Here is a 15381-nt window from a genome sequence, read left to right as displayed (position 1 = left end):
CCCAGCCTTCCCCTCGAAGCAGGGCCGGAGGGCGCAGTTTAACGGGCTGGGCTATTCGCAAGGTCTAGCCTTCCGCGCCCGAAGTTCCGATCTTATCCCTCCTATGGCCTGGTTTCGGAAAGAAAGAAAGCCCCGTCAGCCGCGACGTGAACGCCTCGAGATTCCCCCCGATACGTGGGAGAAGTGCGAGGCCTGTGGGCACACGGATATCCGTGACAAGTTTTTGAGGAACCTCAACGTGTGCCCGGCGTGTGACTTCCACCGGCGCATGCGGGCGTGGGACTACGCCGGGTCATTGATTGACGAGGGGACGCTGAACGAAATCGGGGGCGAACTGCGCTCGGTCGATCCGCTCGGGTTCCCCGATTATCCGGCCCGCCTCAAGCGCGCCCTGGCCAATGCCGGCGACAGTGATGCCATCCTGACCGTGGTCGGCCAGCTGGAAGGGATGCCGGTAGGCATCGGCGTGATGGATTTTGCCTTCATGGGCGGTTCCATGGGCTCGGTTGTGGGTGAGAAAATCGCCCGCCTTGGCCAGCGCTCGCTTGAAAAGAAGCACCCCCTGGTCATCGTCTCGCAGTCGGGCGGCGCCCGCATGCAGGAGGGTATCCTGTCGCTCATGCAAATGGCCAAGGCCTCGGCGGTCTTGTCGCAGCTCGCTGAGCGGCGGATTCCGTACATCTCGGTGCTCACCAATCCCACCACGGGTGGCGTAAGCGCGAGCTATGCCATGTTGGGCGATGCCATTCTGGCGGAGCCGGGCGCGGTCATCGGGTTTGCCGGTCCGCGTGTCATCAAGCAGACGCTTGGCCAGGATTTGCCTGAGGGGTTCCAGACCGCGGAGTTCCTGCTGGAAAAGGGGATGGTGGATCGCGTGGTGCACCGGAAGGAGATGCGCGCCACGTTGTCCCGCTTGCTGCGGCACATGACTGGTCGGCCGTCGGCTGCCGGTTATGACCAGCAGGAAAGCTGACCGGCGAGCGCCCGCTGGACCCACGGGCACCACGGACCGTCGCGCCCCAACGGCCTGACGAAACGGAAACGGCGTACCACGCGGCGCTCCGTCGTCTTTTTGCGCGTACCGGCGGGGCGTGGCGCCTTGGCCTTGAGCGCGTGTCGGCGCTGCTGGCCGACCTTGGCCAGCCACAGGACGCTTATCCGGTCTTCCACGTCGCGGGCACCAACGGCAAGGGAAGTACCGTTGCCACTTTGGATGCCCTGCTGCGCGGTTCCGGGTTACGGGTGGGTCGCTACACGTCGCCACATCTCGTGGACTTCTCCGAGCGCATCGTGATCGATGGTGTGCCAATGTCGCACGCGGCCATTACCGAATGGCTCACCCGTTGGGAACCTCGCCTCACGGAACTGGGGGCCACGTTTTTCGAAGCCACAACGGCGATGGCGCTCAGCTACTTCGCGGCAGCGGGGGTAGATGTCGCGATCGTCGAAGTGGGCCTCGGGGGAAGACTCGACGCGACCAATGTGGTCTCGCCGCTGGCCGCCGGGGTCACGCAGATCGGGTTTGACCACATGGAGTTTCTCGGGGAGACGCTCGAGGCCATCGCGACGGAGAAGGCAGGGATCTTCAAGCCCGTGACCGTCGCGGTCGTTGGGGACACGCAGCCAGCTATTCGCGAGTTCCTGCGGGCGCGGGCGGTCGGCGCGGGGGCGACTCCCGTGCTGGTTACGGGTGAAGACTGGCAGGTCCGTGACGTGGTGGTCGATGCACTTGGCACGAGCTTCACGCTGGCATCGGGGGGGACGGAAAGGCGCCTCACGACGCCGTTGGTAGGACATTTTCAGGCGCACAATACGGCGGTGGCCCTCGCCATGCTTCGTGGGGCAGGGGGGCGCTGGGCCGACATCGAGGCGAATGCCGCCACACTGTTGCCTGGAGTGCATCTGGCGGGGCGGTTCCATCTTGCGGCTCCCTGGCTGTTCGATGTGGCGCACAATGCTGACGGGGCGGCCACGGTGGTTGCCAACCTCGTCGCGGTCGGCCTGCCCCATCCCATTACGGCCGTCGTCTGTGTGCTGCGGGACAAGGACTGGCGCGGTATTCTGACCGCGGTGGCACGAGCGGCGGAAAAGATCGTGGTCACTATGGCCCCGACGGCTCCGGCCAACCGGACGTGGGATCTGCTCGAGGTGGAGTCATGGGCACGGACGCAAGGACTTCCCATCCTTCGTATCGATGATTTCACGAGTGCGCTGGCCCATGCCCGCGCAGAGGCTGCCACTGTCCTGGTAACCGGGTCCTTTCACACGGTAGGGGATGCCATGGAACGGTTGCAGGTGCATCCGTTGGCTCGGTAGCTTTCCCGGATGTCCCAAAAGCCACTGCCCGGTTTCCGCGATTTCTACCCCGAACAATTCGCCGAGCGAGCCCACATCTTCGAAACCTGGCGCCGCATCGTGCGGCGCTATGCGTTTCTGGAGTACGACGGGCCGCCGCTCGAGCCGCTGGAGTTGTACACCCAGAAGAGTGGCGATGAAATCGTCACCCAGCTGTACAATTTTGTGGACAAGGGTGACCGACCGGTGGCCATGCGTCCGGAAATGACGCCGACCTTCGCGCGCATGGTGGGCGCCAAGGCGCAGACACTGCGCAAGCCGGTCCGCTGGTTCTCTCTTCCCCAGCTCTTCCGGTACGAGCGCACGCAGAAGGGGCGATTACGCGAGCACTTTCAGCTCAACGTGGACATCGTGGGCGAGAGCGATGTGCTGGCGGACGCCGAACTGATTTCGATGGCCATCGAAATCATGCGCAGCTTCGGACTGACGAACACGGATGTGCGTGCTCGTGTCAGTGATCGCCGTCTGTTGAACGGCCTGCTGGAACATCTGGCGATCCCCGACACGTCGTGGCCTGCGGTGTATGCGGTGCTCGACAAGCTCGAGCGGCAGCCGCGCGAGGTGTCTGCCGAAAAACTGGCAGCGGCAGGGCTTCCGACCGAAACCGCCGAGATCATTCTGGGTTTCGCGACACTCGATTTTGCAGCGGTGCAGGCCCGATACGGTGAAGCGCCCGCGGTCAAACCGCATCTGGATCGGTTTGCGGAATACCTGGCGCATCTCGACGCGCTGGGCGTCGCCTCGTGGATCCGTTTTGATCTCACGATCGTGCGCGGCCTCGCGTACTACACGGGCATCGTGTTCGAACTGTTTGACAACGTCGGAGAGTTTCGCGCGATCTGTGGGGGCGGTCGGTATGACAATCTGCTCAAGTCGCTGGGAGGGGCCGATCTGCCCGCGCTCGGCTTTGGCATGGGCGATGTGGTCATTGGAGAACTGCTCCGGTCCCGCGGGCTGATGCAGTCACGCGGGACGGCACTCGAATTCTGGATTGCGCAGTCACCGGAGCAGGCGTCAGCGCCCGCTGGTGCCCTGCAGACGGCAACGGCCATGCGCCAGGCCGGCTGCACTGTGGAATACGCCCTCAAGGCGCAGAAGCTCGACAAGCAAGTGGACGCTGGCCGGAAAGCCGGGGCCCATGCTTTTGTCATCGTGGATACCGCCAGCACCGACGCGCCGTGGCGCGTCCGACGTGCCGGACACGACGATCAGATTTTCACCACGCTCGAGGCGCTGTGCGCCTGGGCCTCTCTGCAGAACGGATCCCGGTCATGAGTGACGACAAGAAGCTGACAAGCCGCGCTGAGAACTTCAGCGACTGGTACAACGAACTCGTATTGCGCTCCGAACTGGCCGATTATTCGCCGGTCCGTGGGTGCATGGTGATCCGTCCGCACGGCTATGGCATCTGGGAGCGCATGCAGCGGGCCCTCGATGACATGTTCAAGGCGACGGGCCACGTCAACGCCTACTTTCCGCTGTTCATTCCTGAGAGTTTCCTCTCGAAGGAGGCGGAGCACGTCGAGGGGTTCGCGCCGGAGTGCGCGGTTGTCACGCACGGTGGTGGCAAACTGCTGGAGGAGCGCCTGGTGGTACGCCCGACTTCGGAAACGATCATCTATTCGATGTTCGCGAAGTGGGTGCAGAGCTATCGCGATCTCCCATTGCTCTACAACCAGTGGGCCAACGTGGTACGCTGGGAAATGCGGACCCGGTTGTTCCTGCGTACCATGGAATTTCTCTGGCAGGAAGGGCACACCGCGCACGCCACGCACGATGAGGCGGAGGAGGAAACACGCCGCATGTTGGGCGTGTACCGCGAGTTTATGGAAGGCCATATGGCCATGCCGGTGGTAACAGGTCAGAAGACGGACAGCGAGAAGTTTGCGGGAGCACTGCGCACCTACGCGTGCGAGGCGCTCATGCAGGACAACAAGGCGCTGCAGGCCGGAACGTCCCACAACCTCGGGCAGAATTTCGCGAAAGCGTTCGACCTCACGTTCCAGAACGAAGCCGGGCAGCAGGACTTTGCGTGGAACACGTCGTGGGGCGTCTCCACGCGCATGATCGGCGGGTTGGTCATGACGCATGGGGACGATGCCGGACTGCGGTTACCGCCCAAGCTCACACCCATCCAGATGGTGATTGTCCCCATCTGGAAGTCCGACGAGGAGCGGGCCGCCACGATCGAGGCGGCCAAGCGCATTGCCGAGGAACTGGGCAGTTTCAAGCGCCCCGATCATGAACGGATCCGCTGCCACGTGGACGACCGTATCGGCATCAAGCCCGGCGCGAAGTACTACCACTGGGAACTGCGGGGGATTCCGTTGCGCATGGAGATCGGCCCTCGCGACCTGGCGCAGTCCAGCGGCATGCTGGTGCGCCGGGACACGCGCGAGAAGCGCCCGATTGCTCTTGACGCGCTCCGCACGGAATTGCCGGTCATCCTGGACCAGATTCAGGCCGACATGTTTGCGGCGGCCAAGGCACGGCTGGAAGCCAACAGCATTCGGGAGCCCATCAGCTACGACAAGTTCAAGGAGATCATGGACGGTCCGGGAGCATTCGTGTATGCGGGATGGAATGGCGATCCGGCCGTGGAGGCTCGAGTCAAGGAAGAGACCAAGGCCACCATTCGCTGCATCCCCGATCCGGAATTCCGCTCGCCCGTGGCGCCAACCACGTGCATGGTGACCGGAGAGCCCGCGAAGTACGAAGTGCTCTGGGCCCGATCGTACTGAGCATCCAGGAATACTGCCTCGTGACGTCCACCGGGTTCGACTATCGGGCCGGCGTGCTGCACGCCGAAGAGGTCCCACTGCCGACGATCGCGTCGGCCGTGGGGACGCCCACCTACGTGTACTGCGCCAACACCATCCGCCACCGGTTTCACCAACTGGATCAGGCGTTCCATGGGGTGCCGCATCACATTCATTTCGCCGTCAAGGCCAACTCCAATCTCTCGATCCTGTCGCTGCTGCGATCGCTGGGGGCCGGCGTCGACATCGTGTCCGGGGGCGAGCTGTATCGTGCGCTCGCCGCAGGCTTTCACGGCCGCGATGTGGTGTTCAGTGGTGTCGGCAAGACTGTTCACGAAATCGCGCAGGCGCTCAACGCCGGCGTGCAACTCATCAACATCGAGTCGGAAGCGGAACTGGTCACAGTGAATGCGGTGGCCGAGCGTCTTGGGGTGATCGCGCCAATTGCTATTCGCGTGAACCCCGAAGTCACGGTTGATACGCCGCACGCCTATATCAAGACCGGCGAAAAGGGGCAGAAGTTTGGGATTCCTCGGGATGACGTTTCCCGCCTCGTTGCCTGCCTGCCTGACTTGCCCAACGTGCAGCTGCGTGGTTTGGGGATGCACCTCGGCTCGCAGATCGGTAACGCGGATCCGCTGCGGGACGCCCTCCCGCGCTTGCTGTCAGCGTTGGAACAGGCGAGGGCCGCGGGTCAACCCATTGCGTTTCTCGACGTTGGCGGTGGACTGTCGGTGCCCTACGAAGCGCACGAAACGGAAGCGGACATCGACGACTATGCCCGCATTGTCCGGGCGGCGGCACTCGACACCGGATTGACGCTGCTGCTCGAGCCGGGACGCTTTCTGGTGGCCGAAGCCGGAGTGCTTCTGACCGAAGTGCTGTATCGCAAGCATGCCGCCGGCAAAGACTTCGTCGTGACCGATGCCGGGATGAACGATCTCATTCGCCCGGCACTGTACCAGGCCTATCATGCCATCGACCCGGTGGTGATCACCGATGGGGCTGTGGTGGCTGATATCGTTGGACCGATCTGCGAGTCCGGCGATTTCTTTGCGAAGGATCGAGCCGTTCCCGATGTGCAGGCCGGCGCGCTGCTCGCCGTGCGCACCGCGGGGGCCTACGGTTTTTCAATGGCCTCGAACTACAACTCACGCGCACGCCCCGCCGAGGTGTTGGTGGATGGCGAACAGTTCGCCGTCGTTGGCGTGCGTGAGAGCCAAGAAGATCTCGTGCGCCTTGAGCGCGCACCCCTCCACTGGAGAACTGCCTGATGCGGATCGGCCTGTTGTCGGACACCCATGATCGCGTGCCCGCCATTCGTGCATTACTCGAGCAGATGGTTGCCGGTGGTGTGTCGCTGGTGATGCATGCTGGGGATTATTGCTCACCATTTTCCTTGCAGCCGTTTCATGATCTGTCGCTGCCGCTGTTGGGCGTCTTCGGTCGAAACGATGGAGATCGCGACGCCTTGATGGCCGCTGCGAAGACGGGATTCGGTGCGGCGGAACTCTACGAGTCCCCCCACAGCTTCGATCTTGGTGGCAAGTCGGTGCTGCTGATTCACGATCTCGCCGACGTGCACCAGCGCTCCATCGACGGACATGAGGTCATCGTCCATGGCTTTACGCATGTCCCGGAAATGAAGGCGCGAGGCGAGTCCTTGCTGGTCAACCCGGGCGAAGGCTGTGGCTGGCTGCACGGGGCGCCCACCGGGGCCATTCTCGACCTCGAGACGAAAGCAGTTGAATTCCTCAAGCTCACGGGACCGGAGTGGAAGGTCTGATGCGGAACACGTCGAGTCGCATCCTCATTCTTGACTGCGGATCGCAGTTCACGCAGCTCATTGCTCGCCGGGTCCGTGAAGCGCGGGTCTATTCCGAGATTCATCCGCCCACACAATCGTTGGAGTGGATACGGGCGTGGAATCCCACGGGCATCGTTCTGTCGGGTGGTCCGAGTTCGGTAACGGATGAAGGCGCGCCTACGGTGTCCCGCGAACTGCTTGACATCGCTCCGGTCCTCGGCGTGTGCTACGGCATGCAGCTCATCGCACATCTCGAGGGCGGTGCCGTCGTGGGAGGCGGTCGTCGGGAGTATGGTCGCGCCGAGGTCGTGGTAGACGAACCGTCGGGGCTCTTTGCCGGGTTTGATCAGGGAGAGCGCACGACAGTCTGGATGAGCCATGGGGATCACGTGGAGCAGGTGCCGCCTGGCTATGTCGCCACGGCGCATAGTGGCAGCACGTGCGCGGGGTTCCGCCATGAGCAGAAGCCGATCTATGCTATCCAGTTTCACTCCGAAGTGCACCACACCGTGCGCGGCGCCGAGATCATTCAGAATTTCCTGTTCGGCGTGTGCCACTGCACCCCTGATTGGACGCCGGGGCATTTCATTGATCAGGAAGTCGCCAAGATCCGTGCGCTCGTCGGTGACCGCCAGGTTATTTGTGGGCTTTCCGGCGGCGTAGACTCCAGTGTTGCCGCGGCGCTTGTCCACAAGGCGATTGGCGACCAGCTGACGTGCATCTTTGTGGATACCGGGCTGCTGCGGCTGCATGAGCGCGAGCAGGTCGAACGCACCATGGGACAGCATCTCGGCATGAAGCTCATCACGGTTCGCGCGGAGGACCGCTTTCTCACGGCGCTTGCGGGTGTCGGAGAGCCTGAACGCAAGCGGAAGATCATTGGCGAGCACTTCATCCGCGTCTTTGAAAGCGCGTCGGAGGAGGCGGGAAAGAACGCGGCGTTCCTGGTGCAGGGTACCCTGTACCCCGACGTGATTGAATCCGTGAGTGCCAAGGGCGGACCGTCCGCGACGATCAAGACTCACCACAATGTGGGTGGCCTGCCAAAGGACATGAAGTTCGGTTTGATCGAGCCATTGCGTGAACTGTTCAAGGACGAAGTCCGCAACGTGGGACGCGAATTGGGGCTCCCTGAAGAAATGGTTGGACGTCATCCATTCCCGGGACCAGGACTGGCGATTCGGGTGTTGGGCGAAGTCTCACCCTATGCACTGGATATTCTTCGCCGCGCCGACGCCATCTACCTCGAAGAAATCCGGGCCGCTGGACTGTACCCCGAAATTTGGCAGGCGTTTGCGGTGTTCCTCCCGGTGCGCTCCGTTGGTGTCATGGGCGATGGCCGTACCTATGAACACGTGATCGCGCTGCGTGCCGTGACCAGCACGGACGGGATGACGGCCGATTGGTATGCGTTCCCCCATGATGTGCTGGGGCGGATTTCCAATCGCATCATCAACGAAGTGGACGGCGTGAACCGCGTGGTGTACGACATCAGCTCCAAGCCCCCCGCCACCATCGAGTGGGAGTAATCAGATGCGCCGTCTGAACGTGTTCACGCGTATACTGGCTGCTGGTCTGCTGCTGCTGGATGCGCCGGCGGTCGCGGCACAGACGGCACCTACCCATGGGGTGCGTCCCCGTCGCCTGGCCATCCGGAATGCCATGGTGATTGAAGGGAACGGCACGCCGGCCGAGGGCCCCAAGGACATCATCCTTGAGGGGAACCGGATCATCGACGTGGTGTCGTTGGATCCGGTGGCCGTCAAGATGGGTGAGGTGAAGCGTATTCCCGCTGACGTCGAGATTGATGCCACCGGGAAGTACGTCATGCCAGGGCTCATCAATCTCCATGGGCATGTGCAGGACGAGCGGGGAGGTATTCCTCAGCCGCTGGAGTATCAGCTGAAGTTGTGGCTTGGCATGGGCATTACCTCGGTTCGCGATGTGTCGAGTGAGACGCCAAAAACGCTCCAGCTCCGCACCCGCAGTGCCGCCGGTGAGGTTGCCGCACCTCGCCTGTACGTCTACGCCCGATACGCGTACATGCCCGTTCCCAAGAACGAGGTGGAAGCCAGGCAACGGGTCCGCGACCTCAAGGCACAAGGGGTGGACGGTCTCAAGCTCTTCGGCATGGACAAAGATGTGTACGCGCCTGTTCTGGATGAAGCAAAGAAGCTGGGGCTGCGGACGGCGCACCACATGGCGGTTGATGAAACCAACGCGTGGGATGCGGCCAAAGGTGGACTGACGAGCATTGAGCATTGGTATGGTGTACCCGATGCGGCCTTGCTCAGTGGTGCGCAGCAATTCCCCTCCAATTTCAACTATGCCGACGAAGGCATGCGTTTCCGCTACGCGGGGCGCTTGTGGCGGGAAGCCGATCCCGCGCGCCTGCAGGAGGTGCTGAAGGCGATGGTGCAGGGGGGCGTCGCGTGGAATCCGACGCTCGATATCTATGAGGCGAGTCGCGATCTGCAGCGTGCGGAGACGCAGCCGTGGTTTACCGAGTATCTGCACCCGACGCTCGAGAAGTACTTCCGCCCCGATGCGGCGAATCATGGATCGTACTTCGCGAATTGGAGCAGCACCGACGAAGCGTTCTGGAAAGAGAATTACCAGATCTGGTTCCGGGCCGTGCGTGATTTCGAACGGCTCGGGGGCGTGATCGGTGCGGGCGAAGATGCCGGCTTCATTTATCAGGTTTATGGATTCGGCCTGGTGCGCGAGTTGGAGCTGCATCAGGAAGCCGGCTTTTCCACGCTCAAGGTGTTGCAGCACGTCACGGCCAACAACGCCAAAATTCTCGGTGAGGAGCAGCGCCTCGGTCGTATACGTGCCGGGTTTCTTGCTGATCTCGTGGTGGTGAATGGCAATCCGTTGGAGGATCTCAAGGCCCTCTATCCCCAGCGCGCGGATGCTGCCGCCGGCCCGGGCGGTGGTGTGCAGTGGACGATCAAGGACGGCATCCCGTACGACGCGCCGCGCATGTTGTCCGAGGTCCGTGCGCTCGTGAAGGCGGCGCGTACGCGGTGATCCGTTGCGCGCTGGCGGTGTGACGCAGGATAGAGGGTGGCGGGGCGATCTGCGGGACATGGTGCAGGTCGCTTCGCCGGTAGTCCTTATCAATCTTGGTGTGCAGGCCATGGGTGTGGTAGATACGCTCATGGTGGGCAAGCTTGGCGGCGCGGCGATCGCCGCAGTGGCCTTGGGCAATTTTTACTTTTTCAATGTCAGTGTGTTCGGTATTGGTCTGCTCTTCGCACTCGATCCCGTGGTGTCACAGGCGATAGGGGCAGGAGATCGCGAGGGGGCGGCGCGTGGGGTGCAGCGTGGCCTGCTGCTATCGGCGCTTGTCTCCGTCGTGGTCATGGCCGCGTTGCTTCCCGGCGAGTGGTTGCTCAGTGCGCTCAATCAACCGGCGGAGGTGGTCCAGGAGACGGCGGTGTACGCACGTCGTCGCTTACTCGGCACCATTCCGTTTTTTGCCTTTACCGTGATGCGACAGACCCTGCAGGCCATGGGACCTGTGCGGCCGATTCTCATCGCCGCGTTCATCGCCAACCTGGTGAATGCGGCCGCCAATTGGTTGCTGATCTTCGGGCACGGTGGGGCACCAGCGCTGGGGGTAGAAGGCGCTGGGTATGCCACCGCCATTTCCACGTGGATCATGGCGCTCGTTCTGGCCGTCACGGCATGGTCGCTGCTTCGGGAAATGGTGCTGCCGTGGCGACCGGAATCATTCCTGTGGGCTCCAATGTCGCGGATGCTGCGCATTGGGGTGCCGATAGGGATTCAGTGGTTCTTTGAAGGCTTTGCCTTTGGGCTGACGGCACTCTTCATGGGTTGGATGGGTACCGCGTCCCTTGCTGGCCATGAGATTGCCCTCAACATGGCGGCCCTCACCTTCATGGTCCCACTTGGCATTTCCGGCGCCGCTGCCGCCGTGATTGGTCGCGCCATTGGACGCGGCGATATGGTAGCCGCACGACGAGATGCCATTGCCGCCATCGTGTGCGGCGTGGGATTCATGTGCGTCAGCGCACTGGTCTTCATTCTCGCGCCGGAGTGGCTGACGTCCCTGTACACCGGCGAGACCGCCACGGTCGCCGTGGCGGTGACATTGATCCCCCTGGCCGGGTGGTTTCAGGTCTTCGACGGCCTGCAGGCCGTCACCAGCGGGGTGTTGCGGGGGACGGGCGATACCCGCGTGCCCGCCGTGCTGCACATGGTGGCGTTCTGGGGCGTCGGGATCCCGCTGGGATACTACCTCGGTTTCCACACCGCGCTCAGAGAGCGCGGGCTGTGGATGGGACTCGTGGCCGGACTGGCCACGGCTGCACTCCTGCAAAGCGTTCGCGTGTACTCGCGACTGCAGGATACCCTGACCCGCGTGCGCATCGACCACTGACATGTGGTCGAGCGCGAAGAGAAACTAGACGCGCTTCTCTTCCAGCAGGGCCATGAATTCGGCGGGTGAGGTAATCTCAAGCAGACGACCAGGCACATCACCTTCCTTGCTGAACTGCGCGATCTTTCCGAGCACCGGGAGGTATTGATTGGAGACCTCCAGCGGCGGCGCAACGATCAGGAAGAAGAAATTGACCGGTTTGTCGTCGATGGCCTTGAAATCCACCCCGTCCTTCTTGCGCCCGAACGCCACGCGAAGACGGTTGACGACAAGGGAGCGACAATGCGGAATCGCGATTCCACGACCAATGCCCGTGGACCCAAGATTCTCTCGCCGCTTGAGCATCTTGAACAGCATGCCCTCGGACTTTTCGTCGAGCTTGAGCAGCCCGATCAGTTCCTTGAGAATTTCGTCCTTGCTGGTGCCCTGAAGCTCAAGCTGGACGGCCTCTTCTGAAAAAAACTCGCGAAGTTCCATAGCCCTGTATCCTAACCGCCCAACGCCCGGAGTCAAACGGTCGCGTTGCTCAGGTCGGCCGGGCGCGCTAGCTTCCAGTACATGTCCAAGTCATTGTCGCGCAAGACCTTTCCTTTCAAGGTGCCCCACCAGACGCCATTGTACCTGGCGCCCATGGCTGGCGTTTCGGAATCGCCATTTCGCCGTTTGTGCCACGGACACGGCGCCGACGTCGTGGTGACCGAGTTTTTGTCGGCAGAGGGAATCCGGCGGGAAAACGAAGCCACGATCAGCAAGTTGCGCTTCAATGCCGACGAACATCCTATCGGGGTGCAGATCTTCGGGGCGGACCCAGCAGCGATGGCCGATGCAGCGGCCATGGTCACCGATCTTTTCATGCCGGACTTCGTCGATATCAACTTCGGTTGTCCGGTAAAAAAGGTGGTCCGCCGCAACGGTGGCTCTGGCTGCCTGAAGGACTTGGATCTGGTGCAGGAGATCATTCGTGCGGTGTCGAAGGCGACGCATTTGCCGGTCACGGTAAAGACCCGCAGCGGGTGGAACGAAGAGATGAGAGACCCGGTCGGAATTGCCTTGCGCATGCAGGATGCCGGGGCCCGGGTCTTTGCACTCCATGCCCGTACACGGACGCAGATGTACACGGGGCAGGCCAATTGGGACGAGATCGCAAAAGTGGCTGAGGCGTTGGATATCCCGGTGCTAGGCAACGGCGATATCAAGACCGCCGAAGACGCCAAGCGGATGCTCGACCATACCAAGGCGGATGGCCTGATGATCGGGCGTGGCTCGTACGGCCAGCCGTGGATCTTCCGGCAGACTCGCGCACTCATCAACGGCGAGCCGCTGCCGGCAACCCCTGGCGTCAATGAGCGGTTCGCCGTGGCGCTTGATCATGCCCGCATGGTACAGGATTACGAGGTCGATCCCATTGGCGCGGCGATTGAGTTTCGGAAGCACCTCGGCTGGTACGTGAAGGGGCTGCCCAACTCCGCCGATCTGCGCGCCAAGCTGCATCAGGTCCGTGATTTCGCCGAGGTGGAAGCCATCTTTTCGAACTACCTCACGTTCTATGCCGAGTACGTCGCCCGTGGGCTCAAGTCGGACGATCCGGATGTTTCGTCGATGACCTGCGAAGCGGCCTGACCTGAACGTCAAAGGGGCGCCGCTGTTGCCGGAACCCCCGGTGGTCGTGTAGTGTACAAAGCGGTGGGTTGTGGCAGGACCGTTCGAACCGGGGGTGACTGGCTTCGACGGGGTTGGTGAAGCTCTGGTAGCGTGCCCAGGTCCTCGAGCACCTGGTAAAACACTCGGGAAAATTCCAATCGCGAACAACAACCTCGCGCTCGCTGCCTAACCTTCGGGTTACGTAGCAGTGCTCACGCGGCAGCCCGCCCGGGGCGGCACGTGAGTATCGCAAATCTGGGCTAGTCTTTCGGTGCGCGTTCCGTCAAAAGGCGAAACTCTAGAACGCTTGTCCCGAGGTGGGCTTTCCATTGGCCAGCCAAGGGAGACCTCAATCAATGGAATACGCACGTAGAAGCTGGGGTCGATCTAGTCTCGGACAGGGGTTCGATTCCCCTCACCTCCACTAGCAGCGACAGAAAAAGGCCGGTGCCTCCCGTCTCGGGGGCACCGGCCTTTTTGGCGCATGCGGCGGCCGCTGAGTCGTGGTCAGCGCCCCAGTTGCGACAGCAGGCGACCGCGAAACGCGTGATAGTCCACCGTGATGGTATGACGAGGGGTATCGAGCTGTTCGAAATCGGGAGAGCGAATCTCCCGCTGAATCAACGATGTCAGGTCTCCTGGCGGCGTCCATTGTCCGCGCAGATACCGGGCCAACAATTCGCTCTGCAACTCGGCCGCGGGCCAGATGCATCCGAGTGGTTGGAACAAGCCGATGAACGAAAGCGTGCGATACTGTGCCGGCAGCATTCGCAGATAGAGCGGTACTGCGCCAGTGGAGTAGTCGAGGACATCCGGTGAAAAAAACGGGTGCGCAATCCAATAGCCGGTACACGCAATGATCACATCGTAGTCGCCCTGCGATCCGTCAACGAAGTGCACCGTTGAACCGTCGTAGCGTGCGATGTCGCGCCGCGGAGTGATATGCCCGTGGCGAATGGCGTAAAACAGTTCGGAGTTGATGGTGGGGTGCGTTGCCCCAAACCGGTAGGACGGATCGGGCAAGCCGTACTCCCGATTCCTACCTTGAACAAGGCGTAACAGCCACTCGTTGACTCGCGTCTTGATGGCGCGCGGAAGCCAGAGTGAGCGAGCGTTGATGACGTCGCCGGGCTGGCCGAAGATGAACTTCGGAACGATGTAATAGCCGCGCCGCCACGAAATGTGAGTCGCGGCCGACACTCGCGACGTTTCGACGGCCACATCACAGGCGGAGTTTCCGCCTCCGATGACCAGCACCCGACGTCCTGCAAATGGTGCGGCCCGCTTGTAGTCGTGTGAGTGCAGCAGTTCCCCGGTGAATTGTCCAGGGTAGGCAGGCATTCGAGGTTTCCAATGGTGCCCATTGGCTACCACCAGGGCATCAAACTCCTCGGTGCGTGCCACACCATGCTCCGCAATCTCCAGCCGCCACCGATCGCCGGGGAGGGGCACCGCCTGCCGTACCTCGACGCCAAACGTGACATGACGCGTCACATCGAACCGGTCCGCGTAACCTTGAAAATAGGCGGCTAACTGCGCGTGCGACGGATAGTCGGGATACGACGCCGGCATGGGATACGCATGGTACGACGAGAGCGTCTTCGAACTGATGATGTGTGTGGTTTCAAAGACGCTGGAGTGGGAGGAGTCGGGACGATAGAGCCAGTTTCCTCCCACGGCATCATTCCGGTCAAAGCAGACGACGTGGTCAAATCCCGCCTCACGGAGGTGCTTGACGGCCGTAATCCCCGACGGACCGGCCCCGATGACGGCGATACGCGCGGCAGGAGATAACATGGGGATTGGTGCGGTGAGAGGTGTCGCGTGTCAGCGTCCGGATGGCTTCAGGTACCGCGCGGGAATCGGGTTGTCGGCGCGCTCGGCATCCCAGTACACCGTCATCACCCACCAACGGGTACCGTCGTTCAACAGTTGAATGCTGTTGATGCCGCGTTGAAAGGGAGCGGCATCGGTCGGGAGTCGTTTGGAATCGTAGGCACTGAATACCTGGGTAATCCGGCCGAAGGTATCCACACTGCGACCGATTTCCCGCTCAAAGAAGCCATCGCGCTCCAGACCAGGGGCGGCTCGCAGGACGTATTCATCCGGCGTCAGCACCGTGGCCCGAGCGGGTTGTCCGGCGGGGCCACCCGTTGGAATCAGTCGCGCGCCTGGAGCGAACAGCGAACGGAACCGATCCCAATCCCGCTGCTGGCCGGCCGGGCCGGAAATCACATCGTACAGCGCCGCGAGAATGGCGTCGAGCGACGCGACATCAGCCGGACGTGCCGACACGGCTTTGGCGGGGACGGGGGCCGGTGCTTGCGCATGGGCGGGCGCACCGGCGACGGTCACGGCCGTGGCAACGGCCACGGACAACCAGAGATTACGATGGCAGGTCATGGGTGCCA

13 protein-coding genes and 1 other RNA gene are annotated in these 15381 nt (G+C 62.3%); 11 read left to right on the top strand and 3 right to left on the bottom strand.

Features of this window, described 5'->3' with window-relative positions:
* The first annotated feature begins 103 nt into the window (after positions 1–103).
* The 9 genes from accD to GEMMAAP_RS09540 all read left to right on the top strand — a co-directional run bounded on the left by accD (position 104) and on the right by GEMMAAP_RS09540 (position 11329).
* Positions 104–973: an acetyl-CoA carboxylase, carboxyltransferase subunit beta gene (gene accD, locus GEMMAAP_RS09580; protein WP_026850738.1), complete on the top strand. Its 870-nt coding sequence runs from the start codon at positions 104–106 to the stop codon at positions 971–973.
* 140 nt (positions 974–1113) lie between these two features.
* Complete coding sequence (locus GEMMAAP_RS09575; protein ID WP_053334502.1) at positions 1114–2316, top strand: bifunctional folylpolyglutamate synthase/dihydrofolate synthase; 1203 nt, start codon at positions 1114–1116, stop codon at positions 2314–2316.
* A 9-nt stretch (positions 2317–2325) separates the two neighbouring features.
* Complete coding sequence (gene hisS, locus GEMMAAP_RS09570) at positions 2326–3630, top strand: histidine--tRNA ligase (protein ID WP_053334503.1); 1305 nt, start codon at positions 2326–2328, stop codon at positions 3628–3630.
* Positions 3627–5096, top strand: coding sequence for a proline--tRNA ligase (proS, locus tag GEMMAAP_RS09565; RefSeq protein ID WP_026850739.1), 1470 nt, complete (start codon positions 3627–3629; stop codon positions 5094–5096). Before hisS ends, proS begins: the two co-directional genes overlap by 4 nt.
* Before the next feature lie 20 nt (positions 5097–5116).
* A complete protein-coding gene (gene lysA, locus GEMMAAP_RS09560; protein WP_043581644.1) occupies positions 5117–6388 on the top strand; it encodes a diaminopimelate decarboxylase in 1272 nt (423 codons plus the stop codon).
* On the top strand, positions 6388–6900 hold the full coding sequence (locus tag GEMMAAP_RS09555; protein WP_026850741.1) for a YfcE family phosphodiesterase: 513 nt from the start codon (positions 6388–6390) through the stop codon (positions 6898–6900). The genes lysA and GEMMAAP_RS09555 overlap by 1 nt, the downstream gene beginning before the upstream one ends.
* Positions 6900–8450, top strand: coding sequence for a glutamine-hydrolyzing GMP synthase (gene guaA, locus GEMMAAP_RS09550; protein WP_026850742.1), 1551 nt, complete (start codon positions 6900–6902; stop codon positions 8448–8450). The genes GEMMAAP_RS09555 and guaA overlap by 1 nt, the downstream gene beginning before the upstream one ends.
* 4 nt (positions 8451–8454) lie before the next feature.
* On the top strand, positions 8455–9954 hold the full coding sequence (locus tag GEMMAAP_RS09545) for an amidohydrolase family protein (protein WP_053334504.1): 1500 nt from the start codon (positions 8455–8457) through the stop codon (positions 9952–9954).
* Positions 9955–10012: 58 nt separating this feature from the next.
* Positions 10013–11329, top strand: coding sequence for an MATE family efflux transporter (locus GEMMAAP_RS09540; RefSeq protein WP_053334505.1), 1317 nt, complete (start codon positions 10013–10015; stop codon positions 11327–11329).
* A gap of 24 nt (positions 11330–11353) precedes the next feature.
* On the opposite strand, the gene GEMMAAP_RS09535 is transcribed toward GEMMAAP_RS09540, so the two are convergent.
* Positions 11354–11806, bottom strand: a complete 453-nt coding sequence (locus tag GEMMAAP_RS09535; RefSeq protein WP_053334506.1) for a PTS sugar transporter subunit IIA — start codon at positions 11804–11806, stop codon at positions 11354–11356.
* A gap of 81 nt (positions 11807–11887) precedes the next feature.
* Between GEMMAAP_RS09535 and dusB the strand changes: the two genes are divergently transcribed.
* On the top strand, positions 11888–12949 hold the full coding sequence (gene dusB, locus GEMMAAP_RS09530; protein ID WP_075071474.1) for a tRNA dihydrouridine synthase DusB: 1062 nt from the start codon (positions 11888–11890) through the stop codon (positions 12947–12949).
* Between the two features lie 90 nt (positions 12950–13039).
* Positions 13040–13397, top strand: a transfer-messenger RNA (tmRNA) gene (ssrA, locus tag GEMMAAP_RS09525).
* A gap of 80 nt (positions 13398–13477) precedes the next feature.
* Here ssrA and GEMMAAP_RS09520 read toward each other — a convergent pair.
* Together GEMMAAP_RS09520 and GEMMAAP_RS09515 are read right to left on the bottom strand one after the other, a co-directional pair.
* Entirely contained in the window at positions 13478–14767 is a 1290-nt protein-coding gene (locus GEMMAAP_RS09520; protein ID WP_026850745.1) for a flavin-containing monooxygenase, read from the bottom strand.
* 30 nt (positions 14768–14797) lie between these two features.
* Positions 14798–15373, bottom strand: a complete 576-nt coding sequence (locus tag GEMMAAP_RS09515; RefSeq protein ID WP_145979077.1) for a hypothetical protein — start codon at positions 15371–15373, stop codon at positions 14798–14800.
* Positions 15374–15381: the final 8 nt, after the last annotated feature.

The sequence above is a fragment of the Gemmatimonas phototrophica genome, from assembly GCF_000695095.2.
Lineage (GTDB): Bacteria > Gemmatimonadota > Gemmatimonadetes > Gemmatimonadales > Gemmatimonadaceae > Gemmatimonas > Gemmatimonas phototrophica.
This window is presented reverse-complemented; position numbering and strand designations above follow the sequence as displayed.

Excerpts from the sequence above, each read along its gene's own strand:
- GEMMAAP_RS09545 (WP_053334504.1), top strand. The coding sequence starts at position 8,455 with ATGCGCCGTCTGAACGTGTTCACGCGTATACTGGCTGCTGGTCTGCTG.
- hisS (WP_053334503.1), top strand. The coding sequence starts at position 2,326 with ATGTCCCAAAAGCCACTGCCCGGTTTCCGCGATTTCTACCCCGAACAA.
- GEMMAAP_RS09540 (WP_053334505.1), top strand. The coding sequence starts at position 10,013 with ATGGTGCAGGTCGCTTCGCCGGTAGTCCTTATCAATCTTGGTGTGCAG.
- GEMMAAP_RS09520 (WP_026850745.1), bottom strand. The coding sequence starts at position 14,767 with ATGTTATCTCCTGCCGCGCGTATCGCCGTCATCGGGGCCGGTCCGTCG.
- GEMMAAP_RS09515 (WP_145979077.1), bottom strand. The coding sequence starts at position 15,373 with ATGACCTGCCATCGTAATCTCTGGTTGTCCGTGGCCGTTGCCACGGCC.
- guaA (WP_026850742.1), top strand. The coding sequence starts at position 6,900 with ATGCGGAACACGTCGAGTCGCATCCTCATTCTTGACTGCGGATCGCAG.
- GEMMAAP_RS09555 (WP_026850741.1), top strand. The coding sequence starts at position 6,388 with ATGCGGATCGGCCTGTTGTCGGACACCCATGATCGCGTGCCCGCCATT.
- proS (WP_026850739.1), top strand. The coding sequence starts at position 3,627 with ATGAGTGACGACAAGAAGCTGACAAGCCGCGCTGAGAACTTCAGCGAC.
- GEMMAAP_RS09535 (WP_053334506.1), bottom strand. The coding sequence starts at position 11,806 with ATGGAACTTCGCGAGTTTTTTTCAGAAGAGGCCGTCCAGCTTGAGCTT.
- accD (WP_026850738.1), top strand. The coding sequence starts at position 104 with ATGGCCTGGTTTCGGAAAGAAAGAAAGCCCCGTCAGCCGCGACGTGAA.
- dusB (WP_075071474.1), top strand. The coding sequence starts at position 11,888 with ATGTCCAAGTCATTGTCGCGCAAGACCTTTCCTTTCAAGGTGCCCCAC.